Origin of the sequence: Embleya scabrispora, from assembly GCF_002024165.1 — a bacterium.
In the GTDB taxonomy this organism is placed as follows: Bacteria; Actinomycetota; Actinomycetes; order Streptomycetales; family Streptomycetaceae; genus Embleya; species Embleya scabrispora_A.
Window position 1 is genome coordinate 31,417 of record NZ_MWQN01000005.1, and the last position, 24,957, is coordinate 56,373.

The window sequence follows — 24,957 nt, forward strand, 5'->3', positions numbered from 1 at the left end:
CCACCGACCCCGGCGCGTCACGCCCGCCGTGCAACCCTCTCGACCGCCCGGTCGTCGGAGCGCGTTCGTGCCCGCGAATCCGGTCGTGTCGGTGGGAGCCGGTACGGTCTGTTCGCCGTCGATGGCCTCCTCCCCCCATGAGGCCCGGCGGTCGCGACCGGCCCGCCGCCCCTTTCGGATCCCCACCGGGGGCGGTGGGCCGTTCGATACGCCGGTGGTCGCAGGCCGCACGGGGGTCGGTCCGCGACCGTCGCGCCGGATCGGCGCGGGTCGCCTCGAGGACGCGTCCCGCCCGGGCGTCGACGACGGGGGCTCCGCGGGCGCTTCCCGCACGCGGCCGGCGGCAGGCAAGGACCCGGTCCTGCGGGCGAACGGACCGCGGCAGGTGCAACGCCGGTCCGGCCGCGGGCCGTTCCGCGCCGGGAGCGGGTTCATCGGGGCCCGCCGATCTCGCATCGACGGGCCCGCGTCGTACCGGCTGCCCGGTCAGAGCGTGGAGAAGGCGTAATAGGTGGTGTTGCCGATCTGCATCTCCGCGCCGACGGTACGTTCACCGGCGCCCGTGACGTTGAGGTAGACGGGGCCCGCGTAGTACTTGTACGCGCCCCAGTCGCCGGAGGTGTACAGGAGGCCGTTCTTGCGCATGCCGAGGTTCACCGCCATGCGACTCGGCTTGCCCATGTTCACGGCGCTGGGTCGCGCTATGGCGCACCACTTGTTGCCCGGCGCGCTGTAGACGGTCACGAGCCCGCCGAGACGACCGTCGGGGGCCGACAGGCCGCGGATGGTGCGCACACTGTAGGCGCTGCCACACGATCCCAGCGGTGCGGCCTGGGCCTGTTGACTCAGGAACACCCCGCCTCCGACGAGGAGCAGCAGCGCGGCCGCGAGCACAGAGAATCGCCGTGCGAGAGCCATGGTTTTCCTTTCGAGTGGTGGCGGATCCTGCCTGCCGCTCGACGCTGCTGGGGTCGGGTGCCGCTGCCGGCACTCTCGGTCGTCGCTCGTTTCTGCGAGGTATCACGGCAGTCGCGACGATAACATTTTTTGTATATACGTTTTATAGATCGAGGGTCGTCATCGCCCGACGGTCGAGTATGGGGCGCAGGGATGGCCCCGATACCGTCGGCGAATTGCCCTCGAAGCGAGGCGACCTGCGCAGCGCACGCCGGGCGCGGACGCATCGGGCCGCTCGGCAGTCTCCCGAAACCCGGCCCTGCTCGGCGCCGACAGCGGGATCACATCGACACGTGCAGTTCCAGGAGCCATGCCTCCCAGTGGTCCGAGTCCACGGGAGAAGGAGCGGCCCCGGACAGGACTTGAATCGTGACCGCTTCGAGCGCGTCCGGCCCGAACAGCCACGCGGCGCGAAGCATCAACTCGCGCGCGAGCGTCGAATCGCCGTCGTGCACCGCCACCACCGCCCTCCCGAACATCTCGTACAGGTCCAGCACCGCGGCTCTGGGATTCGTGGTCATATCCGGCCCAACGCGCGGGCCGGCGACGGGCAACGACGGCTCACCCGATCGACCGCGGACATCGCGAGGCGCCGGAGCCGACGGATCCCGGGGCCGACATCGCCGCCGTCGCCGGAAGGCAGCACGCGCAGGCGGACACGCCTGCGGCCGATCGGACCGTGAACGAACAAGATCGACCTCGACGGCCGGACGAGCCGAAGTTCGAGAGCGGTCCCGCCACCTTCGCGCGGTCGACCGCCGTATCCCACACAGGATCGGGCAACGAGGCAACGGAGAGGCCCCGACGCCCGAGCATCACCTCGGCTGGTCCCCGATCCGTTTGCCCGGTAGGCGGTCCGGCCTTCGACGTCCGGTGACCGCGGTCGAAACGGCGCGCAACGAAAGCGCCACAAGACGTTGCCCCTCTGCCGGGGGACCCGCCCGCGCGTCACCGCGCCGTGCCCCCCGCGGGTCCCACCGGCGCTCCCGACACGATCCGCCAAGTCGCGCCGGGGTTTCGTGCAGGAGCCGGCCGACGAAACCATCCGGGAACCGTCCTCGGCGGCGACCGGCGCGGGCCGCGCCCGGTTGTGCCGCGAGCGGCTCACGCGGCTCGTGCACGGCTCCCGCGGGGGTCTGGGCGGTGGGCCTCGACCCTCGGGCGGCGGTCGGGCGGCAGGAAGCCGGGATCGCGGGTCCCGGCGGCATCGCCGAGGTCGTCGGGGCGTTCGCCGAACGGTCCGCGCCCGCCGGCCCGCGTCGCACCCAACACGCAACCGCCCTTGCTTCGGTGCTCGTTCGAGAACATGCCGTGCCCGCCGCCTTCCCGTGGGTCGACTCGACGATAGTTGACCGGGTCCCCCGGTGCGGCGGGCAGCATCACCGGGCACCGGTCCCGTTCCTCGACGGGTCGCTCAGTCGCGCATGCCGGCGTCGAAGCGTTCGGTGGCGATGCGGACGGCGCGTTCCGGGCTCGTGGCGCGGACGATGTCCTCGTGGGCGAAGGTGTGATCGCCGAAGCCGGGGATCTCGTGACGCACGTCGAGGGCGGGCTCGTCCGGGACGACGGCGTGGAAACCCACCGCGCGATCGTCGTGGGTGCCGTGGACGGACCACCACCGCACCGGCGCGCGCACCGGGAGGGCGGGGTGGATGCCGGCGCGGTCGAGGGCGTGATCGGCGTCGACGGCCCATACGCGGTCGGCGAAGGGCACGCTGCCGTCGGACAGGCGGGCCAGGCGCAGGTCGGCGGGTTCGCCCTCGGCCGCGCCCAGGACGAGGGCGGTGTCGTCGGGCATGCGCAGGCCGACGACGGTGAACGGGACATGCACCCCCTCGATGCCCTCGGCGGCGACCCCGACGTAGGCGTGCTCGGCGAAGGCGCGTGCCGCGCCGTCGTGCTGGGGGCCGATACCCACGATGTCGTCGCGGACGAAGCGCACAGCCTCGGCGGGGTCGACGTTCCAGACCTCGGTGGCGAACGCCGTCGCATGCCGGCCTGGGGGCGTGAGAACGAGGCCGACGTCGCCGTGACGCCCCTCGACGGCGGCCACGATCGTCCTTTCCGCACCGCGCCGCACGCCGATCACGGTATACGGGACCAGCGGGGCCTTCAGGTACGGGGATACGACGCGGACGCGGGCACGTTCGCGGCCGGTGAACGTCAGGATCGGGTGTGCCTGCGACACGGCCGGGGCGGCAGGAGGGCAAGTGCCGACCAGGTCGGGTGCGCCGGCGGTGAGGGTTCGGAGTGCGCGGTCGTCGGTCACGATTCGTCCTCCAAACGAGTCGGGATCGGGGGCGCCAGTGAACGGCGCGGCGAGTGCGGGGTGTAGGAACGCCTGTAGGTCCTCCCCGCCCGTGCGGCCCACAGGCCTTTCCCTCAAGTGCGCAGGCCACGGCGGGAATCGACGCGTTGTGCGCGGTCCGATTAAGGGGGGATGGCGGGAGAGTCGGCGGTACTCGGGTGTGGGGCGGTGGCGGCGGCGGGTGAGCGGGGCGCAGGGACGGGCGCGAACGGAGCGGGAGAAGCCGGCGTGTGGGGAGTTCGCGGTGTCGGCGGGTGGGGGGGGAGCGCAGGCGAGGCGGGTGGTTCCGTGGCGTGGCGAGGCTTGCGTAATGAGGGGGCGGGCGATGGTGTGGTGTCGGCCGCGGTGGTGCGGGCGGGCGTTGGTCCCCTCCCCCGGCCCGGCGGGTGCGGCGGGCGTCCCCTCGAGGGGACGGCCGTGGAGTGGATGATCACCAGGAGGAGGGTTCTCGCCGGTCGGTGGCCGTGCCGCCGGTGGTTCGGCGGCACGGCGTGCCGGTCGGCGTCGGCGTGTCAGTGGTGCAGTCGCTCGCCGTCGAACCACCAGTGGCCGGCCGGTGGGGCGTTGTCCTCCAGGATCCCGCTGATCATGGGGGCGGGAAGGCCCATGACGGGCGTTTGGCGCACGCGGGGGTCCAGGGGTTTGAAGGCCATGCGTATGTCGTGGAAATCCTCCCGGTACAGGGCTTGGCCGAGGAACGCCACGAAATGCGACTGCACGGAATACCCCAACGCGTCGTAGTAGGGCGCGAGGTCGGGTGCGTGCAGGAGAGTGACCAGCCTGCGCCCGGAGGTGCGGAAGTGGTGTTCCGCTCGTTCGATGAGGGCGCGTCCCGCTCCCGCACGACGATGCTCGGGATCCACCGCCACCGCAGAGATGTGGGCGATCCGGCGCGTCAGCCCGAGCCAGTGCGGAGGGGTGTTGTCGGGACCGTCGAGCATCCATACGGGTGCCCCGCCGAGAAGCACCCCGATCGGACGGTCGGCGTCGTCGACGGCGACGAGAGCCGCCGCGTCCGCGTGATGGGGACACGGGCAGCGTCCGAAGCTCTCCCGGACCATCCGGGCACCTTCGTCGCCGAGGTCCTCGAATCCCTCGATGTACCCGAGAAGTTCGATGACCGTGTCGCCGTCCTCCGGGCGAGCGTCACGGACGACGTACGCGCGCTTGGGTCGGCAGGAGTCCGAGTCGTAGGTGTGGAGGATGCTCTCGGCGAGGCGACGTGCGCCGTCGTGCGGGGCGCCGGCCGAAAGGGTCCGGCGGGCAAGTTCCACGACACGAGCGGCTCTTTCTTCCGCGTCGGCGAGTTGCGCCCGGTGGCGTTCCAACGCTTGGACGACGGCTGCGGTGAAGGTGACGGGGGAATCGGGCACTCGGGGCTCCCTGGATCTTGTACGGAATGGGCCGGCCGGATATCGGAGCATCGAATTCTTGTTTTCCGAATCCGTTGAACGAGTTCACCCTAGGGCCAATTTCCGGTTTCCCGAGACGATCGTTTCCCTTCCCCGGACCGCCGAGTCCGGGGAAGGGTGAGGTCCTGTAATTCGGGTCGGCCGATCGCGCTAGATTAATTCGCCGGCCCCGATATCGGGGCGCCTATTCGGCGCGAGGGGGAGAAGCGTGGATGTGACGGATGCTCGATGGGGGAAAGCCGCCGATCTCGTGCGGGAGTTGTCCGTGTGTCGGGACATGCCGCAGCGCGTCCGACTCGTCGCCTGCGGTTCGAGGGATGGTCAGCTGTGGCGGGTGGCGCATCTTCTGACGCTGTCCGTCGCCGACGCCTGCCCGGTGGGTGTTCGGGACGAACGCGGGTTTCCCGATCTGTCCCGCCTGGCGCCGAAGCCGTCCGCGCCTCGGTGGCTGCGGGCGCGGTCCGCCTTGGCGGACATGCGTCGCTGGTCCCTGCCCTCGGTCGGGGACGCGCGCACCGTGGCGCGGTTGCTCAAACGCGGCGAGGAGGCGCGCGGGTTCTTGTCGGACGCGTTCGTGACCCTCGACCTCGACCCGTATTCGGACATCGGCGAGGAACTGTTGCGCCGGCGCTTTTTCGTCCGTCGGGAGGATTGGGTGTTGATCCGTTCGACGGTGGGATTGTGCCTGAATGCGCTGGACGCAATCGCGGATCTTCCCGCCGGTTGAGACAGTCGCGGATTCCGTGCCGCCGCACGGCGACGGCGCGGAATCCGCCGGCCCCTCCCCCGCACCGGGGGTCCCGGGAAGGGTGACACGCCGGTAATCGGTCGCTCGGATTCCTCTACGTTGAATTCGACGGGCCGAGCATTCGGCGGTGAAGGTATTCCCGATCGAAGGAGACCGACATGGACACGGAGACGCTCGACGAGTGGGCGGACGCCGCCGCGTGGGCGCAGCGGATCGCGACGGGCCGAGACGCGCGGGAGCGCGAGGATGCCGTCGTCGCGTGTTTCGACGCCCTGGGCGCCGGCCGGCAGTGGCGGGTGGCGCTTCAGCTGCTGGTGTATGTGGTGGACGTGTGCCCGGCGTCCGGGCTCGACGTGCGCGGATACCCGTCGCTGCACCTGCTGGCCCCGCCCCGACGGACCCCGGGCCGGGCGTGCGAGGAGGTGGTGTCCGAGGGGGACACGGGCGAGGTGGACTACGCGCGGGCGGTGCTGCAAGGCATGTGGGACAGGCTGGCGGGGGCGGAGGATTCCGGGGCGGGGCGGCGGCACGTCCTGGCCGTGATGCAGTTGTTCGCCTGCAATCACGCGTTCACGGGCACGATCAGGGACCTGTGCGTCACGGCGCTGGACACCGTCGCGCGGCTGCGGTCCGCCTCCGACGGCGCGCGGGAGGCCGTTCCCGACGGTGCGGGGGCCGGCTCGTGCGCCGTGCGGGTGGCCCGGGACTCGCGCACGGTGGACCTCCTGGTCGACGGCGTGTGGGGTGTGGGGCAGAGCGGTCGACGAATACCGATCGTCGGCGTGCGCCTGTCGGTCGTCGACGGCGTGGTCGGGTCGGTCCGGCTCGTGGGGGATCCGGGGAACGCGGACCTGCGGGAGATCGTCGATCCGCCCGTGGCCCACCCGGGCCGGCCCCTGTGGCTGCGAATCGCCATCGACGACTACCTAGCGGGCCGGGCCACGGGGCAGCACGCGTGTCCCGAGGCGGCGCCCGCTCCCGCCGGTCCGGCTCACCGCCCCGAACGCGCGACGCATGCCCCGCGCCCGTGACCGCCCGCCCGGCGGGCGCCCCGCGCTCGTCGTCGCGTGGCCGGGCGCAGCGGCGGCACGCCGGGACGAGGAGCGTGGGCGTCACCCGTCTGGTGCGGCCGTGGTCCCAGGCGCAGCGGACGGCGAACGGGATCCGGGCGCTGCGGGTCGACGGCACGCCGCGATCCCCCGGGGCGACGACGTCCGGTCGCGGCTCCCGCATAGGGCGGGAGTACGCGAGTCGCCGCGAACGGGCCGGTGGTTCACGTCCATCGGACCGCGACGTTCGCCGGGCCGCCGCCTCGGCGGGCGGCTGTGTGAAGGGGCGGCACGGCTGCGGTGTCGGTGGTGTGGTCGAAGCCCGGGGTGTGGCGATGTTCGTGGCAACGACGGCGAGAGGTTGGTGGCTCGGTGGGTGGTTACAGTCCGACGGAAGCGGATGTGTTGGGCGTCCTCGCGTGCACGTCGGAGTGTGCGTTGAGCGAGTTCAAGATCGGGGAGGCGATCGTCAATGCGCGTGACCCGGAGGACGGGACACGCGGGTTGAGCTATCCCGAGGCGCGCCGCCTGGTGACCGCGCTCGTGGACTCGCGGGCGTTGAGGTCGGTGCTGCGGGACCTCGTGGAGTCGGGCGCGTTGCGTGTCGTGCGGGGGGTGGCGAGGTCGGGCCGCAGTGCGCCGGTGGCGTACGAGTTGGCGTCTCGCGAGGCCGAGCGCCGTGGGGAACGGGATCGGGCGGAGGCGGAGGCATGGGCCACGGAGGAGTTGGTTCGCGCGCACCGGGCGGAGTGGGAGCGGCTGCGGGACGACCGGATGGCGGATGCGGCGGGGCGTCGATCGTCGTGAGCGGTGAGGGGGACGCGGGCCGAGGGCGTGGACCGTGCCGCCGGTACCGATACCGGGCACGCCTGCGCCACGGTCGAGTCGTTCGAGGGCCCGCCGATGGATGGCGAAGGACCTCGGCTCGGCGCCGGGAGAGACGGCGTTCGCGGCAAACGATCACGGGGGCTGCTCGTCTCCGTCCCCGACGGCACGGGCGGCGGCGCACGGAGGACCATGTCCGCACCGGGCCACGCCGTGCTCACCGGCGCATGCGCCCGCCCGCCGGCCGAGACCCTGCACCGGTGGCCCGCCATCGCGTGACCTCGGCTCGTTGAGAAACCCCATCAACGGCCCCTTTGCGAGAGCTGGAGGGGGAACCGCTCCCTCCGGCGTCCTCGAGGGGCCGCCCGCGACCGATCTCGTCCTGCTGCCGGGCACCGACCACCGGGTGCCCGCGGATTGCTCCCCATCGGCCACCCGCCCCGGGGCCCTGCCGGCCACGCCGCTCGTGTCGCGATGAACAGGGACGGGCTCCGGGGCCGGCCCCGAGCCACGCCCCTTTGTCGCCGGCAACCTGCGCCGGTCCCACAGCAAGGTGTTCCGGTAACCGCCGCCGATCCGCCCACGCCGGTTGGCACGCGGCCATGCCTGCGATGTCGGCCGTTGACGGGCCGTCAGTCGAATGCCCGTCGGCAACGAGAGAACTTGCTGCCGTGGCCCCAAAGACCTTGCTACAGACACCCCTTCGAGGAGAACCCTGTGGTTGCCGCATGTTTCGACCGGCTGGACATCGAATGCCTCGTGACGACTGCCGTGGAGTTGTGGGAGGACATCGACCGCGGTGATCTTTCCGAGCACCAGCGGGAGGTTCTCGACCGCGCCCGCGTGGCCATGCTCTCCGAGCACGGCGGCCGGCAGCCGTCCTTGCCCGAGGTGGTGACCTTCGTCGGTGCCCGCCCGGCGGGCCGGGCATGGGTGCTGCGCCGTCGGGGTCGCCACGAGGACGTGGTGACTCTCCACGTCGACGAGGACTGCGCTGTGGCCGGCCTCGCCGAGTACGTGCGCGGTGTCTGGGACGACGTGGTCGGCGACGACGGCGTCCCCGATCGGCCGCCCGCGGACGACCGTGACGCCGTGCGGCTCTACTACGGCCCCGACCGCGACAGCCGCCCGGACGAGGGGTACGACCTCCACGAGGAGGAGATCACCGGGCGCGGCCGGACCCGCATCGTGCCGCTCGACCATCGTTTCCCCGACGCCGCTGCGTGCGAGCGGGCCAATCGGGATGCGGTCTTTCATCCGCGGAACGACGAGGACGGGCTCCCGTGCGTCGAGATCGACGGCGTTTTGGTGTTCGCCTACCTCGATCACGAGGCCGGCGTCGTCCGGGTGTCCGTGCACCTCGACTCGGCGCAGGACCGGCTGTTGCGTGCCGACGGGAGGGTGCCGCTGCGCGTGGAGGTCGAGGACGACGTGGTGCTGGACACCGGCGCACCGGGCGCCTTCGAGCGGGGTCTTGTGGCCGCACTGCTCGATGCCGCCGACGACGTCCGGGAGCAGGCGATTCGGGGGGCGGCGATCGCGGCCAGGGTTCTGTGGCGCTGCCCGTGCTGTGGGGGGGACAACCCCGCCGAGGCGTCCCGCTGTGAGGGTCCCGGCGCCTGCCGCGCCCCGAAACCGAGGCGGACCGGCTGACGACGCAGCCCCGGGTCGGTTGCCGGTCGGCCAGGGGCACGAGCTCGACATTGCGAGGCCACGGTGGGCCACGCGTCGGTCAACCGGCCTTGTTGTCGGCGGTGTTCGACGGCCGCATGTCGACGACCGTGGGGACGGCAAGGTGGTCCCCCGACGAACCGGCCGTGCCGCGTGAGGCCCGAAACGTCGAAACGCCGAGCCGGCCGCGGCTTCCCCTGCACGATGTGCACCACGAAAGACGAGGAGTGGCACCTTGACGAGCGATACCTTCCGGAAAGTCCACGCCAGGCTGGTCGACCGCCTGACGCAGGCCGGTGTCGGCAGAGCATGCGCCCATGCCGAACTCGACGCCCTACTGCTGGCGGCACATCAAAAATGTTCCGGCGGTTCGACGATGGAACCCCAAGATGTACCGCACGAGCTGGTGATGGCCGGTATGCGAGCTGCGGGAGCCATGAGCGGAGACAGCGTTCGAGCCGTCCTTGCCGCAGTCCTGCCTCTGCTCTCGGCCCCTGGCACGTCGAAGGCGAGCAACGACAGCCGTTGAATCGACTCGACCACGGAGTCGGTCGCATGAATCTCGGCCTTGCCGGGCGAGGCGCAGCGGCCGGCCGCGCGCCTCGCGCGCCGGAGTTGCCCGGCCCGGAGCGGGCCGACGACGGGCGGGAGCCATGTCACGGCGGCGTCCGGGACGCGATCGTGAGCCGTGCCGCCCGCGCCCAGTAGGCCGGGCCGACCCGGTCCCGGGCGGCGTCCGCCCGGAGAGCGTCGCCGTGCGGTTCGCCCGGCTCGTGCCCTATCGCGGACGGGCCTGCCCCACCGGGGGTTCGAGCCCGGCGGCACGAAGCCCCTTCGGGCATGGCCTTCCACGCCGTGATTGCGGTGGACGGCGTACATGTGCACCCGGCGCCGGCGTGCCGAGGTGTCGCGGGCGCGGGCGCCCCCGTCGTCGCGACGCCGTGGAACGACCGCACCGTCACCCTCCCCGCACCCGCACCCGCACCCGCGGATCCCGTTCCGCATCCTTCTTCGCCCGATCGACAAGGAGTTCGTGATGATGATTCCCTACACCGTCGTGTGCGACGGTCACGTCCTGCACGGCGCGTTCGAGTCCGACCTGCCCGGCACCGAGTACTTCGAGGGCCCGGGGCAAGGGGGACGACAATCCCGCCCCCGGCGTGAACGACCTGTGGCGCGCGGACACCGGCGAGTGGATCCGGGCACCACCGAGACCGGAACCGATGCCGTGTACGGGTACCGGGGTGTCACCGGGGCGCAGGCTCGCGCGTGGCTGATCGCCAACGGGCACCACGACGCCGCCCACCGCCACTTCGGGACCTCGGCGTGAGCGCGAACACCGCCGCCGGGCCGGTGGCCCGGTCGCGGCCCGGACGGGCGGCCGTGGGACGCCCCTGCGGAATGTGCCCGGTCCCGAAGGCGGTTCGCAACCGCTCGCAGGTGGCGGATGCCGCCGGAATTACCCCGTCCGCGTGGTCGAGAACACGAGAGGCACCCCGACCATGAGCTTCACTGCGCCCCCCGTACCGACGGAACTCGCCGATCTGCCCAGGACCCGGGCCGGGTTGGTGGTGCCCGGCATCAGCGTGCGCCACCGCGACGGCACCGCCGTCCTCGGCATGATCGACCACCGCCGCGCCCGCAAGGCGCTGATCCGCCGCCTGTGTCAGATCTGTCTGCGTCCGCTGGATGCTCGGATCGTCGCACTCGCCCGCCCCCGCGATTTCGTCGACGGGTGGATTCGCGAACCGGGGATGCACCCGGTATGCGCGCACTATTCGACCCGGGGGTGTCCCATGTTGGCGGGAGTGTTCACGCACTACCGTGCCTCACGCCCCGCTTCCGTCCGGGACCCCTGCGGCGACCGGCGATGTCACTGCGTCGCCTGGGCGCGCGAGGATCCCCACGGCCCGCCCCCGAACGCGCCCGCGGAACCCTGGTACACGGTGTGGCTGGCGCCCGACTCGTACCGCGTCGGCGTCGACCCCGCCACCGGGCGCCTGGCCCTCGACCTCTCCCGCGCACGGCCGTTGGCCATCCGACCTCTCCCGGCGACGGGCGCCACCCGCGAACACGCCGACGTGTACCGGGGCATCCTCCAATCGCGGGCGTTCCTGTCCGAACTGTGGTGACCGTGGGCGTCGCCCGGCCGCGACACGACGTCACAGGCCGGGATCCGAACGTGGACGACGCCCGGATGGGGGGCGATCGGCGCCCCGGCGAACCCGGGCGCGGGCACCCGCCACGGATCGCGTGACGGCGGCACGACACGCCGGGCGCGGCGACGCGCCCGGTCCGGGCACGGTCGTCACAGCGGCGGCACCCGTCCACCCGGTGGGTGGACGGCGCGACGACCGTACGCCGAACGCCACCGAACGCGGCCGAACGCGGCCGAACGCGGCCGAACGCGGCCGAACGCGGCCGAACGCGGCCGAACGCGGCCGTCGCCGAACTCGGGTCCGGGATGCGCCGGTTCCCCCTTCCGGGCCGGTGCGCGTGTTCCGCGCGACCGCGGTGCACACGCACGGCTCGGCATCGACCACATGCGTGGTGCGCCCCCAGGCCGTGCCGCGCGTTCCCTGCGGCGGATCCGTGGGCGCCGGCCTGTCGGCCGGTGTGACGCACGCACGGTCGCGGCCGGTCGTGCGGGGGTGAATCCTCCCACGTGATCCGCACCCGCCGGGCCCGGCGGTCGCTTCCCCGCGTCCCCGGGCCCGCCGGCAGGCACCGCGGTGCCCGGCCGGTCCGGCAAAACGCGTGACCGACGCGCACCAGCCCGCGGGCCTACGGGTTTCCCGGCAGTGCGACCTACCGGGAAGATCGAGACCGCCCGGCGGTACGGCAGGCGCAAGCGGGCCGAACGCCCGGGCGGAGTCGGCGGGTTCATCGGGGGCCGGCGCCGGGATATCGGGGCCGGAGCCGTCCCGGCGTGCCGTGACGACGCGTAGCGGCGGCCGTCGGGTGTTCCGGCTGTGACGGCCGCACCGTGTCGTGCCGGAGGAGGTGGGCGCGTGCGTGCGCGGCAGGTCGCACCGGACGCCCGAGGCGTGTGTGCGTCGGGTCCGACCCGCGTCTCGACAGCACTCCGGCCCACGCGCCCAACATCCCTTGCACGCACGCCCATCCGCGTGCGCGGAACGGCCGTGCGACGAGTCCCGCGCGTACTGAGGGCCGCATACGACGGGTCCCCAGCACGAGGACGCATCCACGACCCGAGCGTGCGCACGCACAATCCGGCAGTGCGGCACACGCACGACATGTGTGTGTGGCGGCGTCATCGCCTCCGGCCCGAACACGGCCTGGCCTGTGCCGGCGTTCCGCTTCGCCCGTCCCGTCGGCAGCTGGACATGTCGTCGACCGGCCGCGCACGAAAGACCGTCCGCGCGCCGCCCGGACGCGCGAGCAAGCAGCTCGTGCTGGCCGGGAATCCGACGACGACCGAGACGTCCCATCGATCGACAGGGAGAACCATGACCACCGCGCGGGTCCCTCGCGCCGCAGCTGGCTCACGGCGAGCCGGGCGGTTCGGTACGGGCTTTCCCAGACGCAGACGTTCCCACACACGCCGGGAACCTCACGAACGGCGGGTCCGCGTCGGACGAGAGCACGACGCCGGCGAGGCAACCGATCGGGAGTACGCAAGCCCGGACACGGTCGAAACGGCAAGTGGCGAACTCCCGCACGCCGCCGGCGCCCGGTCCGCGGCCAGGGCAACGCGCCGGCGCCGCGCGTCGGCGGGCCCGCGGCCGCCCCCGACGCCACGGACCAGGCGCCGGACTGCGACGGAGGCAAGACCAGTCCCTGCCCACGCCGAGTCGTATGGCGCATACGCGTCGCCGGTACATCCGGCGCCTGGACCTTCGTGTGCGGTATCCACCTCGCGTCGGCGGCCTGCGAATCCGCCGCCGGAGGACACTGCCTGCTGGACCTGCGGCACGTCACCGCGGACCAGTCCTGAACCCATCCCACCACCTCGCGCGAAATGGTGCCGGGGACCGCGCGGACGGCGGACCGGGGGCATCGACGGTTACGGACGGCTTCGGGAGAACTTCGAGAAACGAATCCCAGGCCCTCGAACCGTTCGGGTCTCGGCCGTGCCGTTCGAGGTGTCGTGACCGCCGGGCCGTTCCGATCGCGCCGCTCACCCTGCCGTGCGTGATCGCCGCGGCACAACCGCCCGGGCGTCGTGCGTCGACGCCCACGTCCTGCACGTACGAGACCGTGCCCTCGTGTCCCAGGCGCCGTGCCTGCGCGGCCGTGCCTATCAGTGTGCGCCGTGCACGTCGGTGTCTACGAATCGACGGTTGTGCGTGTGTGCGTGTGTGCGTGTGTGCGTGTGTGCGTGTCGAGGGTGTGCGCCCCGTGCGATCGTGCGGTACAGCCGCGTCGTGCGGCCGACGTCGGCGTGACGCGTACCCGCACATCCGGACACGCTCCACGAACACCACGGCCACGGCGACGACTTCGCGCCCCGGCCCCGCACCGATCCCGACCGAAGGACGTGACGACCCACATGACCGACACCACCGCTTCGCCCGCCGACCCGGAGACCCGCGTCCCCACCTACGACACGTGGGACGACGTGCCCGACCCCCGGTGGATGACCCGGACCCAGCACGCGGACCTCGACATGCCCCGCAAACCCTCGCCGCGCGTCGTGGCACGCGTGTGGGGCTCCGACTTCCGCGGCGGCGACACCCTGTTGGACCTCCACGACGCCACCCATTCGACGCCGACCACGACCGGGGCCGCGCGGCTGCTCGCCGCCGATGTCGACCGCACCCACACATGCGACACGTGCGGCGCCCACAGCGAACGCGTCCTCGCCGTCCACCCGCGACACGGCCGCCGCCGCTTGTGCCCGGCGTGCGCGAAGGTCGCCACGATCCGGACCGCCCAGCGCGAGGCCGTCACCCGACGCGCGGCCGAGAGCGCATGGGCGCGCCGGGTCGTCGCCGACCCGACCAGCGCATGGGCCCACCTGCGCTACGGGCCCCGCAGCCGCACCGAAGCCGGCCGCCGGCGCCGACCGCCCTACGTCCTGGTGACCGCCGTCGACCACACCGGCGCGACCCTGGTCCGCACCACCATCCGTCTCGCCAGCCCCCGTTCGACCGACGAGGTCCCGAACGACGCCGTCCCGCTGGACAAGGCCGCCCGCCAGCTCACGCGCCGGCTCGGCGGCCGCCGACTGATCGTGTGGCGCGCCGAGGACGCCGCCGCGATCCGGGAATGGACGGGCGACGGCCCGGCCGCGTGCCGATACGTCGACGGCGACGCCCTCGCCCAGCGTCTGCCGGCGTGGCGCGGTGTCGTCACCCGCGACGGCACACGGGTGCCCGCCTGTCTGTCCCCCGGCCGCGCGGACCGCCTGTTCGTGGCGACCATGCGCATGGCCTCCCTGCCCGAACTCGACGACACCGCGCGCGCGTGGCTGACCACGGGCCCCGGCACCGCCCGCGTCGAAGTCACCGGCGACGAGGAGTTCGCCCGCCGCGTCCACGCCGTCCTACGCGCGGTGGGCATCGTCGCCGACGACGCCGAACCCGCCCCGACCCCCCTGCGCGGGATGCCCGGCACCGTCACCATGGCCGTGCACTGCCACCGCGACGGTGTGACCGGCTGACCCACACGCGCCACCACGCAACACCCGGACACACACACCGGGGCGGACACGTCGCCGAACCGCGGACACACGGCCAGCGACCGCGGGGACCGACTTCGTCGCCCTGGGCCGACAGGACGTCGGAGGAACGCGTCACCCGCCCGGGCACCGGTACGGGTACCGAGCGCAACCTCGGCGACAGCGCGCGCTACGCGACCGGGCGCCATCCGAAGTCACGGCCGGACGAACACCGGCCCGAACGCGGTGCCCGCGCACCTGCTGGCACGCCGCCTACCGGGCGCGTCGACGCGCCCGAGCGGCCGTCCTTTCGCGCGCCGCAATGCTTGACATCGGCTCGCACCTCCAAGCGCTCGCCCTCGCCCTGGACGAGATGCTTCCCGATCTGACCCACCGGCAGATCGCGGCAGCGCAGCGGGAATCCATTGCGGGGCCGTCGCTGGGTTCCGGCATCTGGTGGACGAACTGGTGCGCTGCGCGGCTCGCCGACCGAACGGCCGGGGCGACCTGGGCGGACATCGGCCGAGCGCTGGGCATCGGCGCGGACGCCGCACGACACCGCTACGGCCACCCCCGGCTGCTGTGGCCGGCACCGCCGGATTCCGACTGAGGCACCGTCACCCCGACGAAGCGCACGCCGACCACGGCAAAGACAAGAATCGGCCGCTCATCCGACGCCTTCGCAATCGCACAAGGGAGCCCGTCCGTCACTGGGAACACGCACGCACATCCCCGATGGGCGGGAATGGGTGGCCGGGCGCCGCCCGGGGGAAAGCGACGCCCGACCACTCCACCACCTTGACACCGACGCCCACCCCCCACGTGCTGCCTGAAGCCCTCCCCCGGAACCCACCGCGGCACCACCAGGGAGGGGGCAGCACAATCCAACCGAATGCCCTAATTCGGCGACACACCTTGATGAACGGATGCCCCGTACCCAACCCACACAGGTTTGGAGCACGGGGCAACCGGACGTCACGAACGGACGACGTACGCCCGAACCGTGGGACGCGTCACCGCAGAAGGGCAAGCGCCACGAACACCACGGTTATCCCGACGACCGTCCACACGCCGGACCGGAACGCGCCGGCCACGATGGCGAAGAGGCACGTGAAAACCGTCAGAGAGGCCACTGCCACGACCGGATCGGATGCCCGAGCGACGACCACGACAACGAGCGTCGCCACCAGCGAACACAACCAGACGACGAAGTAGCGCACGTACCCGCTCGAGTCCTCGGGAGGCGTCACCACGTGTGCGGGGCGAAATTGGGGAACGCCGCACGAATGCCCCCGAGCGGATCCGCGACGTCACCGGCACGTCGCGGGATCACGTGCAAGTGCGCGTGCGGCTGCGACTGCCCCGCCGGCACGCCCACGTTCCCGCCCACGTTGTAGGCGTTCGTGTCGCAGTGCTCGGGAAAGCACTCGTCGGCGATGAACTTGAGTAGTTCTCCCATACCCGCCCACTCCTGTGCGGTCAGATCCGACAAACGCTCAACGTGCCGGTACGGAACGATCTCCACGTGCCCAACGAAGGCCGGGAAGTTGTCGCGACGCACATAACACCCCGCGCCGATCTCCGGGGCAGTCCGCACGAGTTCGTTGTCCGGCGCTCCCGGACGACAGAACAGACAAGAATCCGACACGGCACCCGGGCCGCCCGAACCCGGCATCGACGGACCACCCGGACCACCCAACAGAGCCGACAACGGGTCACCCGGCAGCGGCGGCAACGTACGAGACATCGAAATCCTTTACAGAGATGGGCTGTTCAGGCCCAAGGGAGACTTGCCCGACCAGCGTAGGAGCCCTCGGAGCCACCCCACGCCCACCGGAACCCATCCCCGAAACCGCCGACACCGGGAGGGGCAACGACCGCGCCGAAGCCGTGGGGACCGCCCCACGCCTTCGGCGTCCGAATCAGTCGGCGGGCGGGCGCCATCTCGGATGTGTCAGTTCCCGAACCCGGGCGCGGCACCGACGGCAGACCCGCCGATCCAGCGACTCTCTTCGCGCCTCGCGCAGCAGACGTCGACCGAACCGACTTCCCGGATAGCGTCGCCGTCGGCGGCTGCGCCGGTAGACGTAGGGGCGCCACGTGGCGACCGCTTCGTTGAAGTCGTCGCGCACGGGGGCCGTGACGGTGCCGACGTCCACGAACACCCCGCACAGAGCCGATGTACGGGTCGATTCCGTCCGATTCTCGTAGCCCGGTGGCAACGCATGCACCACGTTGCCCCGGTAGCGCCGGTGCAGGCGCGGGGGCACAGCCGACAGTCGACTTCTCGGGTCTGTCACCAGCCGTACCCCTCGACAATCGCGTACCACGTTCGCGCCGCATGGGTGGAGGACCACAGCAGCGGGCTGTACCAGCGTTCGCCGTCGGTCTCGCGCCGCACGTAATACGCGGCACCGTCGGCGTCACTCCATTCAAGAAGCGTGTATTCGTGGTTGCCGACCGCATACCGGGTTGTGGTGGCAACTCCCGCCGGCCGTGCGTGGGTCACCCACTCCGCGTGTCCGGCATCCTCTGGTTCATTGGTGATCCACACGCCCCGCCCCGGGGGCTGATCCGCGTCCCGGACTTCCGGATGCACAGGGTGGGTCGTTTGCGTGGTCAGTTCGACGCGAGACCCATCCGCCAGACGGATCACATAGTGACCCCACGGATTGCTGGGCGGACTGTCACAGACGTACCGCGTCGCCCAAACCGCCGCGTATACCGGGTCCGCGCCGGCATCGACGTCCTGCCTGTTGGTCAGATACCGGGTGCCGATGCCAACGTCGCCGGCAGGTGCCAGCACGTATGCCTTCTCGGGCTCCGGTGCCTGCTCGACGTTCGTCACGATCTCTCCTGAACCGGGCATCGATCGATCTCCCATCCGTGCGGCGCCAGAAGCCAAACCGCGTTCTCCGACTGGGCGGAACACCCCACCCGTGGCCACATCGAGCGGCCCTCAACCACCTTGGCCCCGTCGGAAGACCCGGATTACCACCCGAGCCCCTCCCCCGAACCCACCCCCCCGGGAAGGGCGATCCGCCGGCGTGATGACACTTGCGGCATCGGGGATGAGCACGCGGGTGTGCTGTACGGAAAGGCGCCCGGTGCCCGGACCGCCGGGGGCGAGCGGTCCGGGTAGGTGCGGGTTCGCGGATTCGGCCACACCACGGCGACGGTCCCGGGCGAACGCGCCCGTCGGCATCTGTCTACCCGGCGGTGATGAGGGAGAGGGCGGCGGCTGCGGCAGCGTCGAGGGTGGTGAGGACGGGCACGCCGAATCGCCCAGCCACGTAGATCAGGTAGCGGTTTCGCTCGGGGTTGGGGCAATCGGGGGGGCAACCGAGGACCACACGGCCGGAGCTGACGTCCAAACCGAATTCCACGTTGGTCGTCATGCCGGGGAGAGTCTTCAGGTCGCGGGGAACCCAGAAGAGGATCGCCCCGGCTGCGGCGCGGGCGTCGGTTTCCCAGTCGACCTGGTCCTCATAGCGGACGGCGCGCATGCCTCCCCGGGATTCCGGGTTCAGGACGGTCAGCGGCCGATCGCCCGTCCAGCGGGCGGCGAGGGCGTCGACGGCGGCGGGCCGCCACGACGGGACGGGTGCGCTCCTGTCCGGTGTCGGTCCGGCGAGGAACACGGACGGGCCGTCCAAGGGCAGCCGTTCGCGAGCCATGACCACAGTGACGGTCACGAGTGGGATCCGTTCAACGCGGCGGCGCGGGCGGTCTGCTGGGGGGTCCAGGGCAAAGGCAACCCGTCGCCGGTTCGGCGGGGGACGACATGGACGTGGAGGTGAAAAACGCTCTGGGTCGCCGCCCGGCCCTTCGAGGTGAGCAAGTTCCCGGCGGGGAGTTCAGCCAGCAGTTCGGCGGCTCGGCGCATCACGAGGGCGGTCACCTCCGGATCGGTACCGGCGTCCGCGACATGGTCACGCGACAACACGAGGATGTGTCCTTCAGTAACTCCGCCGCTGCACGGACGGATCGCGAGCGCGTCGGGCCATTCACGCACGATGCATGCCGGCGCCGTGCCGGTGACGATGGAGCAAAAGACGCAATTCACGCGGGACTCCTTCGAGAACGATGGGAAGGGGCCGACCAATGGTGACGTGGTTGGGCGTCGCCCGGGGCGTGCCCGACGCCCGACCACTCACCCACCCTGACAGCACCACCCGACCCACCAGACACCGCAAACACCCTCCCCCGAACCCGCCCGCGGCCCGCCGGGGAAGGGTCCGTCACGTCTGCGCGGTGCCGATGGCGAAGGCCGGACCGGTGGGAACCCGTGTGAGGCGTCCGGACCGTCCGACCGGAACAGTCCGGACGCGCACGAGTCACGGTCGATCGCTGCGGGCGTCGCCGTCCCACTGGACTGCGGGTCCGCCGGCGTCGGTGCCGTCAGGTATTTCGGCCACCTCGGAGAGTGCGCGCCTCACCACGCGCTCGATGCTTCTGCGAAGCGCGCCCTCCGGATCCGGTGACACTGTCGCGAGGAGCACGAGAGCGGTGGTAGCGACATCGCACGCCTCCGACACGAGGTCCTCCTGTGTGTGCGTCACACCCTTCCTCGGGTTCGCACCTATCACGCCCAGGTACGCCTGGACCAGCTCCCCCAGTTCTTCGTTGACCTTCAGCAAGCGATGCGGCAGTACGACCAATCCGGCTGCGGCATGGTGTGCGTCGAGCATTCTTCGAAGCTCTTGGATGTCTACCCACATCTTTGTGTCCACGATGACTCTCCACAGCGATTAAGGCCCGTAGGCCGGTCAGGTTGGCGTCCCTGGCGAGTTACGGTGGTCCAGTGCCCGCGCTGATCACTCGGTCCGGAATGCCCTGGTGGTAAATCCTCTTCGTCGAGAAGGGCGGCATCCGCCGCGCGCTTCAGTTCGGCCGCGTATCTCGGGTCCTTGGCGGCGCGCGCGATCCTCGCTGTCACTCCGTCGAGGAAGGACTCGATGTCCGACTGTTCCACGTCGCTAATCTCCTGTTTTATCGAAGCTCGGCTGTCTCGGACCGTGAACGGGGGGCATTAAGGATCGCCGAGGGCCAAATACCGTGAGAGCCTCCAGAGAAGGGGGCGGGCTTGTGGCGTCGCTCCCCGTCCTTCCGGCTGCTCCTTTTTGGCTTCTCGCAAGTGTTGTTCCTATTCGTTGCGTGCCGACTCTATCGCTCGCGCAGCGGCACAAGGGTTTGGACTCAACCCTTCCCCGGACCGGGCAGGTCCGCTTTAGCGGCGCCCGACCCGGAGGTAACCCCTCCCCGTCCTGCCTGCTCCCGGGAAGGGGGAGGGTCGATCACCGAGCTCCTGAATTTCCCTTAGATTGGAGCCTCCGGGACGTCGTCAAAAGGGGAAACTCGGCTCGAATGGAGAAATCGAGGAAGGATGCAATCGATGCGACATTGGTCCTTGAGAACAAGGAGCCTATGGCAATCTGCGACCGTCTTGAAGATGCGGAAGCGTGGCGCAGGGCATATCTGCGGCTTTTGTCGAACACCGAGCATTTCCGGACTCACGCAATAGCCATCCAGAGGAAAAAGGGCGGATTTTACGTACGCGTTCTCAAGCTGACTTCGGACAGCCCTGTGCCACTGAGGATCTGCTACAGCCTCACAGAGGCTCGGAAGCTACAGGACGAATACGCAAAAAGCCTGACCAAGGAAGGACGCGGTGCATCGCACGCCATCATCATCCACAAGTTGAGAGGCGGCCGGGATCTGTGGGGGGTATTCGAGTTCGAGCGCTGACCACGGGGTCATAGCGGTACGTCACGGCCGGCGCGGCGTAGTAACTCTCGCCGGCTCGTGACGAACCGTCATGGGCTGCCTTGAGGCAGGATCGCCCCCTCCCCCGCGCCGTTCGGAACCGGGAAGGGTCCCGAACCAGTCGCGCGCGGAGCATGAACACGTGGGCGACAATCGGCCCCATCCCTCGTCTCGGGTCGCCGCAAACGCACCGCAGTGAACGCGACCGGTGGCGAACTCGTCCGGCGCGCCCATATTCAGCGGGTTAACACGAAGCGGCGCCGAAGACCGTGCGGCCCACAGGCCGCCTTCGTGGCGCCCGAACGCGCGAGCTGAGTCTTCTTATCGCAGGATCGCGAAGGCCCTGGCACCGCGCTGGCGGTCTGGGGGCCGAGGTCTTCGCGTCCGGCCGATACCGCAGCCCCATCGACTGGGACCTCCTGCCCGCGGCCGCCACAGCCCCTGGGCATCCGGCGTCGATGGGACCGGCGAGGAGAATCAGGGTGGCCTCCGGGTCCTGCCGACACCTGCGGCGGCAAGGTTGGCGTACACAATGGTGACCACGTCGTTGCGGGAGACCGCGGGTGTCGGGCACGTGGCGCTCGACAGGGGCCGCAGACCTCGTTTACCGCATGACCATGAAGTAGGAGGCGTCCGCGTGGTGAAGCGCGGCGTATAAGACTACGTTCCGGCCCGTCATCTGGCGTGATTCGCGCAAGACCCGAGTCAAACGGTCCGGCACAGACGATTGATGTCGTCGGTTGCCAGTGTCCTGGGGGACGATTCTCCGCACCTCGTTGGGAGGTCGAGCGTTGTGCTCTGCAACGCAGAGGCCGCGTTGTCACCCGGTCCTCAACGTCGCCTTGGTGGGTCTGTTCGCTCTCCCGGCGGTCAACGTGTGGGCTGAGGACAACGCGGATGCTTCTGCAAGAAGGCGAATCGGCAGGTGACGCGACACTTGGGCTCTCATGACGGTCGTAAGTAGTGTCGAGAACGAGCCCGTCTCGTTCGATGGGCCTGGTCGGTACGGGTCCTGGATGGTTCGGCAGTGTGTTGAGAGGCAACTGGTGAAGTTCGTCGAGCATGACGCAGGTGGGCCCCGGGAGTGCCGAGGTAATCTCGGTCAAAGGCGACCGCGTACACGGCCCGCAGCCTCGAATCGATTCCTGCTTGCCGATGACCCTCGGCGAGGACAGCCCGGTGACCGATCGAACTCGCCGCCACCGGTATTTGGCTCAGTGCGGGATCGGTCCACCCGAACCTCCGACCGACCCCGCGAAAGTATGACACCCGGGTCGTCCCGATCAGTTCAAGGAACTGCTACGGGAACTATTCGGTATCGACGCCGCTTTCGACGGTGCCTTCGAAGAGGGACGTCCACAGGTCCAGACGGCCCTGGGCGTGCTTGGCGTTGACGTACGCCTCGTGTCCCGCAGCCTGTTCGTCGCTCAGGCGGGGATCACAGTGTGCGTCAAGGAAGCCGACCGTGAGCAGTGCAGTGTCCGGGTCGTGCAGTCGAAGACGTGCGAGGTTGTCGTCCATGATTTGGAACGCCCGAGCCTCGTCCAGAAAGCGGCGCAGGTCCTCAAGGAACAACTCAAGGTCGGATTCATTTGTCACGGCACTTTCTCCTTCCATGCGATCTGGGTCTGTTGCTTTCATCCGGCTGGCGTCCACGGCGTCATCGCGAGGCCGGGGTTTGAGGTACGGCTGTGCTCGGACTTGCAGGCAACGCGTTGGCAACGATGGGCAACCAAGAGTCGCAGTCGAACGCGCGACGTTCGGTCGCCTCGGAGCTCAGGTTCCGAGCTGCAGAACACCGGCGTAACGAACTCGCGAACGGCCCGGTCGTCGTCGGGCGGTCCGCAGAATGTGCGGCGGCAATCCGCAGGGTGGCGCAACGTCGGCATCGGTGTCATGTACGGGCGTCAAAGCGGGTGGGGTCCAGGCGGCGCAGGACCGCACTGGCGGGGGCAATGAGATCAGACGGCAGGAAGGAGGACAGGGCTTCCAGCGCCTGGGCGTCGGGCATCTGCACGATGTCGTCGTAGGTGACGTCGGAGTAGGGGGACTCGTCCCATCCACTCGCCTCGGAGAGGAGGCCGCTGAAGAGACCGTCGGCCAGTGTTTGATCCTCTGCCATGTGGGATTCGAGTTCTTCGAGTGCCAGCGATGCCGCCGTGTGAAGCTGGACGGCCGAGGCCGCCATCGCGGGCATGCCCCCGGGCCCCTCCGTTGAATCGGTCGGCACTCGAGGTGCTGCGGCGTCCAAGGCTGCGCGGAGGCGCTGGATTTGGTCATTGCGCGACTGGATCCGGGGCGCGGGTAGGTTGGGGTTCACCGGGATCGCTTGCCTTTCTGATGGACGGCAACTCGGTCGAAGGGTCAGTCCGCCAGGGGCCTGGGGTGGAACTTGCACTCGTCGGAGGAGGATCGTCCTCCGGTGTTACCTACGAGTCCTGTCCGCTCCGGGTGCGCTGGGGCGGCTCGACACCAGGCGGGCCACGACTACGGAAGTTGTTCCACGCGTCGACGCGCGCGCTTGCTCCCCCGCGAGTCCCTGCCGTCGGCGTTGAGCCGCCGGAGGTCCGCGCGCGTCATATTCGGCGTGGATACTCCCAAGTCCTCGCGCAGCACCTCCCATTGCTTGCGTATGCACTCGTTCACGTCGGAGACGGGGTTACCGGTGCGGCATGGGCTGGCGACCCATTGGTCGTCTCTGCCGGGCCGATGTCCGCAGTTCGGGCACGTTCCGCAGAAGTTCGGTCGTGCGAGAGCGTGGTGGCGTTGGAAGCTTCGGCCGGACGGCCGGAATCCCAGTTCCACGACGCCTCCCTCGGTCGAGGTGTACATCGGCTTCCGGCACTCCTGACCGTCGCAGTGACCGAGGTGCGCGAAGCGCACACCGGTCATCCGGACCGTCCAACCGATGCGCTCGATCGTGGGGGAGGGCGACGGGATGACTCCGAGCGTGGCCCACTCCTGCTGCCATCCCCACAGGGACGGCGGTGTTGCAACATTCTTGGGCATGACTGGTTCTCCTTTCGGTGTTGTCGGTCCTGCACCGTACGGCCGTCGAACACCGCTCGACGTTCGGGCGGTCACATCCATTCTTCGGCGTCTTCGGTAGTGCCGAAGCTGGCCGCGCCCCTCCCCCGGAGTCGGTCCGCAACCCGCCTCGTCCGCTGCCGACTCTCTGCGCACGACCGCCCTTTTCCCGGGGTTCGCCGTATCTGCGCAGTTGGACGCGGGGTGGAGCATTGTGGCTCCGACTGTTGCTTACCTCGAAGCCTGCTGGGGGATCGGAGAACGACCGCGAGGCTTGCGATAGTTGGCCCCGACGTCGCGACTGGTGCTCTGGCGAGTTACTGACGTTTTCGTCGTGATGTCGCTTAATGGGATGTTCATTTCCTTGGTCGGATGACGAGTCCGGTTTCGGCAAGGCATCCGTCGATGAGGTGGGGGTGTCGTTGGATGTGGCGGAGGCCCTGTCTGATCGTGCGGACCAGGTGGTCGGCGTCGGTGAACGCGACGTTCCCAGTGAAGCCGCGACGGAGCAGGGACCAAATGCCCTCCACCGGGTTCAGGTCCGGCGCGTAGCTCGGCAACTGCCGGATCGTCAACCAGTCGTGGGCGGCGGCGTACTCCCGTAATCCGGACGCGAGATGGGTGTTCAGATTGTCCCAGACCAGAACGATCGGGCCTCCCAGCTGCAGGTGGGCCCGTACCGCCAGGTCGCGGTAGTCCTTCCACGCGAAACTCCGCCGTTCGCCTTTACGGCGGGTGTGGAGGCGGGGACGGTAGATCAGACGGGGGCGTTCGCCCGGTTTGTAGCAGGCCAGGGCAGCGATGGAGACCCGGCCGCGGGAGCCGCCGCGCACCCGCACCACCGGTGTGCTCCCGCGCCGTCCCCAGGTGCGTGCGTGCGGCGGCGTCATCGACATCCCGGCCTCGTCCTCGAAGACGATCCACGCGTCGAGCGCCGCCGCGGTGCTTCCACCGACGGCCACGTCTCCCGAACCCAACCCCGCACCGCGTCCTCGTCCCGCTCCACCGCTCGCCGAGCCGGCTGCTGCCACGACCAGCCCGCCCGACGCAACAGCTCCCAGACCCCGTGGATCGAGTACGTCACCCCGAAACGGCGTCGGATCACCGCCTTCACCCGCATCAGCGTCCAGCGCTGATCCTCCCAGCCATGGGCCCTCGGCCCCCGGTCCAACTCCACTTCCAGCGCCGCCATTTGCGACGGATCCAGCCTGGGGAGCGACGCCGGCCCCGCGGACCGCAGGCCCTCGACACCCGCCTCGCGCCAGGCACGACGCCACCGCTCGACCGATCGACGCGCCACCCGTAATTCGGACGCGATCCCCGCGTTCGACTCCCCATGCTCGAACCGCTCGGCGGCATCCAACCGCGACCGCTCCCGAGCCGCGCGTTCCTTGGGAGTCAAGCCACTACCCTGCGCATACCGCATATCCACGGCATAGCGCAGGGATCTTCAACCGTCCACGACATCACGACGAAAACTTCAGTAGGAGCTCGCGTGGGGCGTGGGCAATCCACTACCGGAGCCGGCACTGGCTCGAACATGCCTACAGGTCGAGCCTGTCGAAGCGACC

Annotated in this window: 23 protein-coding genes; 10 read left to right on the forward strand and 13 right to left on the reverse strand. The window is 70.3% G+C overall.

The window, feature by feature from the left end; all coding sequences use genetic code 11:
• Positions 1-486: 486 nt before the first annotated feature.
• The 4 genes from B4N89_RS44900 to B4N89_RS44920 form a co-directional block, all read right to left on the reverse strand.
• A complete protein-coding gene (locus B4N89_RS44900; protein WP_143658324.1) occupies positions 487-918 on the reverse strand; it encodes a hypothetical protein in 432 nt (143 codons plus the stop codon).
• A gap of 320 nt (positions 919-1,238) precedes the next feature.
• The gene (locus tag B4N89_RS44905) at positions 1,239-1,478 is read right to left on the reverse strand and encodes a hypothetical protein (protein WP_078982469.1); all 240 of its coding nucleotides are present in this window, start codon (positions 1,476-1,478) and stop codon (positions 1,239-1,241) included.
• Between the two features lie 893 nt (positions 1,479-2,371).
• Complete coding sequence (locus B4N89_RS49290; RefSeq protein WP_078982474.1) at positions 2,372-3,226, reverse strand: hypothetical protein; 855 nt, start codon at positions 3,224-3,226, stop codon at positions 2,372-2,374.
• A gap of 551 nt (positions 3,227-3,777) precedes the next feature.
• Positions 3,778-4,638 carry a GNAT family N-acetyltransferase gene (locus B4N89_RS44920; protein ID WP_161501038.1) on the reverse strand — a complete coding sequence of 287 codons (861 nt, stop codon included), beginning with the start codon at positions 4,636-4,638 and terminating at the stop codon, positions 3,778-3,780.
• 373 nt (positions 4,639-5,011) lie between these two features.
• On the opposite strand from B4N89_RS44920, the gene B4N89_RS44925 reads away from it, so the two are divergent.
• The 9 genes from B4N89_RS44925 to B4N89_RS44970 all read left to right on the forward strand — a co-directional run bounded on the left by B4N89_RS44925 (position 5,012) and on the right by B4N89_RS44970 (position 15,203).
• Complete coding sequence (locus B4N89_RS44925) at positions 5,012-5,404, forward strand: hypothetical protein (protein WP_078982478.1); 393 nt, start codon at positions 5,012-5,014, stop codon at positions 5,402-5,404.
• Between the two features lie 179 nt (positions 5,405-5,583).
• Positions 5,584-6,456: a hypothetical protein gene (locus B4N89_RS44930; RefSeq protein WP_078982479.1), complete on the forward strand. Its 873-nt coding sequence runs from the start codon at positions 5,584-5,586 to the stop codon at positions 6,454-6,456.
• 456 nt (positions 6,457-6,912) lie between these two features.
• Positions 6,913-7,281, forward strand: a complete 369-nt coding sequence (locus B4N89_RS50405; RefSeq protein WP_161501039.1) for a hypothetical protein — start codon at positions 6,913-6,915, stop codon at positions 7,279-7,281.
• A gap of 777 nt (positions 7,282-8,058) precedes the next feature.
• Positions 8,059-8,952, forward strand: a complete 894-nt coding sequence (locus tag B4N89_RS44945; RefSeq protein ID WP_143658325.1) for a hypothetical protein — start codon at positions 8,059-8,061, stop codon at positions 8,950-8,952.
• Positions 8,953-9,205: 253 nt separating this feature from the next.
• Complete coding sequence (locus B4N89_RS49300; RefSeq protein ID WP_143658326.1) at positions 9,206-9,499, forward strand: hypothetical protein; 294 nt, start codon at positions 9,206-9,208, stop codon at positions 9,497-9,499.
• 507 nt (positions 9,500-10,006) lie between these two features.
• Positions 10,007-10,300, forward strand: coding sequence for a hypothetical protein (locus tag B4N89_RS44950; RefSeq protein ID WP_078982483.1), 294 nt, complete (start codon positions 10,007-10,009; stop codon positions 10,298-10,300).
• Positions 10,301-10,472: 172 nt separating this feature from the next.
• Positions 10,473-11,102 carry a hypothetical protein gene (locus tag B4N89_RS44955; RefSeq protein WP_078982484.1) on the forward strand — a complete coding sequence of 210 codons (630 nt, stop codon included), beginning with the start codon at positions 10,473-10,475 and terminating at the stop codon, positions 11,100-11,102.
• Between the two features lie 2,381 nt (positions 11,103-13,483).
• Complete coding sequence (locus B4N89_RS44965; protein WP_078982486.1) at positions 13,484-14,596, forward strand: hypothetical protein; 1,113 nt, start codon at positions 13,484-13,486, stop codon at positions 14,594-14,596.
• 319 nt (positions 14,597-14,915) lie between these two features.
• Positions 14,916-15,203 carry a hypothetical protein gene (locus B4N89_RS44970; RefSeq protein WP_078982487.1) on the forward strand — a complete coding sequence of 96 codons (288 nt, stop codon included), beginning with the start codon at positions 14,916-14,918 and terminating at the stop codon, positions 15,201-15,203.
• A 403-nt stretch (positions 15,204-15,606) separates the two neighbouring features.
• On the opposite strand, the gene B4N89_RS44975 is transcribed toward B4N89_RS44970, so the two are convergent.
• The 6 genes from B4N89_RS44975 to B4N89_RS45005 all read right to left on the reverse strand — a co-directional run bounded on the left by B4N89_RS44975 (position 15,607) and on the right by B4N89_RS45005 (position 19,326).
• The gene (locus tag B4N89_RS44975) at positions 15,607-15,813 is read right to left on the reverse strand and encodes a hypothetical protein (protein ID WP_143658327.1); all 207 of its coding nucleotides are present in this window, start codon (positions 15,811-15,813) and stop codon (positions 15,607-15,609) included.
• A 26-nt stretch (positions 15,814-15,839) separates the two neighbouring features.
• Complete coding sequence (locus tag B4N89_RS51050) at positions 15,840-16,340, reverse strand: HIT family protein (RefSeq protein ID WP_101897589.1); 501 nt, start codon at positions 16,338-16,340, stop codon at positions 15,840-15,842.
• Positions 16,341-16,889: 549 nt separating this feature from the next.
• The gene (locus B4N89_RS44990) at positions 16,890-17,441 is read right to left on the reverse strand and encodes a hypothetical protein (protein ID WP_078982491.1); all 552 of its coding nucleotides are present in this window, start codon (positions 17,439-17,441) and stop codon (positions 16,890-16,892) included.
• A 361-nt stretch (positions 17,442-17,802) separates the two neighbouring features.
• Positions 17,803-18,270: a nucleoside 2-deoxyribosyltransferase domain-containing protein gene (locus B4N89_RS44995; RefSeq protein ID WP_078982492.1), complete on the reverse strand. Its 468-nt coding sequence runs from the start codon at positions 18,268-18,270 to the stop codon at positions 17,803-17,805.
• Between the two features lie 14 nt (positions 18,271-18,284).
• Entirely contained in the window at positions 18,285-18,698 is a 414-nt protein-coding gene (locus B4N89_RS45000; RefSeq protein ID WP_235619370.1) for an HIT family protein, read from the reverse strand.
• 232 nt (positions 18,699-18,930) lie between these two features.
• Positions 18,931-19,326, reverse strand: coding sequence for a MazG-like family protein (locus B4N89_RS45005; protein ID WP_143658328.1), 396 nt, complete (start codon positions 19,324-19,326; stop codon positions 18,931-18,933).
• 634 nt (positions 19,327-19,960) lie between these two features.
• Here B4N89_RS45005 and B4N89_RS49305 point away from each other — a divergent pair.
• Positions 19,961-20,341 (forward strand): hypothetical protein, encoded by a 381-nt coding sequence (locus tag B4N89_RS49305; protein ID WP_143658329.1) that lies wholly within the window; start codon positions 19,961-19,963, stop codon positions 20,339-20,341.
• A 1,326-nt stretch (positions 20,342-21,667) separates the two neighbouring features.
• Here the strand turns inward: B4N89_RS49305 and B4N89_RS45010 are convergent.
• From B4N89_RS45010 to B4N89_RS53740, 3 genes are all read right to left on the reverse strand, one after another.
• Positions 21,668-21,958 (reverse strand): hypothetical protein, encoded by a 291-nt coding sequence (locus B4N89_RS45010; RefSeq protein ID WP_078982494.1) that lies wholly within the window; start codon positions 21,956-21,958, stop codon positions 21,668-21,670.
• 295 nt (positions 21,959-22,253) lie between these two features.
• Positions 22,254-22,481: a hypothetical protein gene (locus B4N89_RS45015; RefSeq protein ID WP_143658330.1), complete on the reverse strand. Its 228-nt coding sequence runs from the start codon at positions 22,479-22,481 to the stop codon at positions 22,254-22,256.
• 1,261 nt (positions 22,482-23,742) lie between these two features.
• Positions 23,743-24,812, reverse strand: a protein-coding gene (locus tag B4N89_RS53740; RefSeq protein ID WP_422652283.1) for an IS630 family transposase whose coding sequence is annotated in 2 segments (ribosomal slippage) — positions 23,743-24,363 and positions 24,366-24,812 — 1,068 coding nt in all. Because the reading frame shifts where the segments join, the coding sequence is not laid out codon by codon here.
• Positions 24,813-24,957: the final 145 nt, after the last annotated feature.

Bases quoted from the DNA above. Each gene is read 5' to 3' on its own strand.
- B4N89_RS44900 (WP_143658324.1), bottom strand. From the start codon at position 918: ATGGCTCTCGCACGGCGATTCTCTGTGCTCGCGGCCGCGCTGCTGCTC.
- B4N89_RS44905 (WP_078982469.1), bottom strand. From the start codon at position 1,478: ATGACCACGAATCCCAGAGCCGCGGTGCTGGACCTGTACGAGATGTTC.
- B4N89_RS44930 (WP_078982479.1), top strand. From the start codon at position 5,584: ATGGACACGGAGACGCTCGACGAGTGGGCGGACGCCGCCGCGTGGGCG.
- B4N89_RS44950 (WP_078982483.1), top strand. From the start codon at position 10,007: ATGATGATTCCCTACACCGTCGTGTGCGACGGTCACGTCCTGCACGGC.
- B4N89_RS44955 (WP_078982484.1), top strand. From the start codon at position 10,473: ATGAGCTTCACTGCGCCCCCCGTACCGACGGAACTCGCCGATCTGCCC.
- B4N89_RS44965 (WP_078982486.1), top strand. From the start codon at position 13,484: ATGACCGACACCACCGCTTCGCCCGCCGACCCGGAGACCCGCGTCCCC.
- B4N89_RS44970 (WP_078982487.1), top strand. From the start codon at position 14,916: ATGCTTGACATCGGCTCGCACCTCCAAGCGCTCGCCCTCGCCCTGGAC.
- B4N89_RS51050 (WP_101897589.1), bottom strand. From the start codon at position 16,340: ATGTCTCGTACGTTGCCGCCGCTGCCGGGTGACCCGTTGTCGGCTCTG.
- B4N89_RS44995 (WP_078982492.1), bottom strand. From the start codon at position 18,270: ATGGCTCGCGAACGGCTGCCCTTGGACGGCCCGTCCGTGTTCCTCGCC.
- B4N89_RS49305 (WP_143658329.1), top strand. From the start codon at position 19,961: ATGGAGAAATCGAGGAAGGATGCAATCGATGCGACATTGGTCCTTGAG.
- B4N89_RS45015 (WP_143658330.1), bottom strand. From the start codon at position 22,481: ATGGCAGAGGATCAAACACTGGCCGACGGTCTCTTCAGCGGCCTCCTC.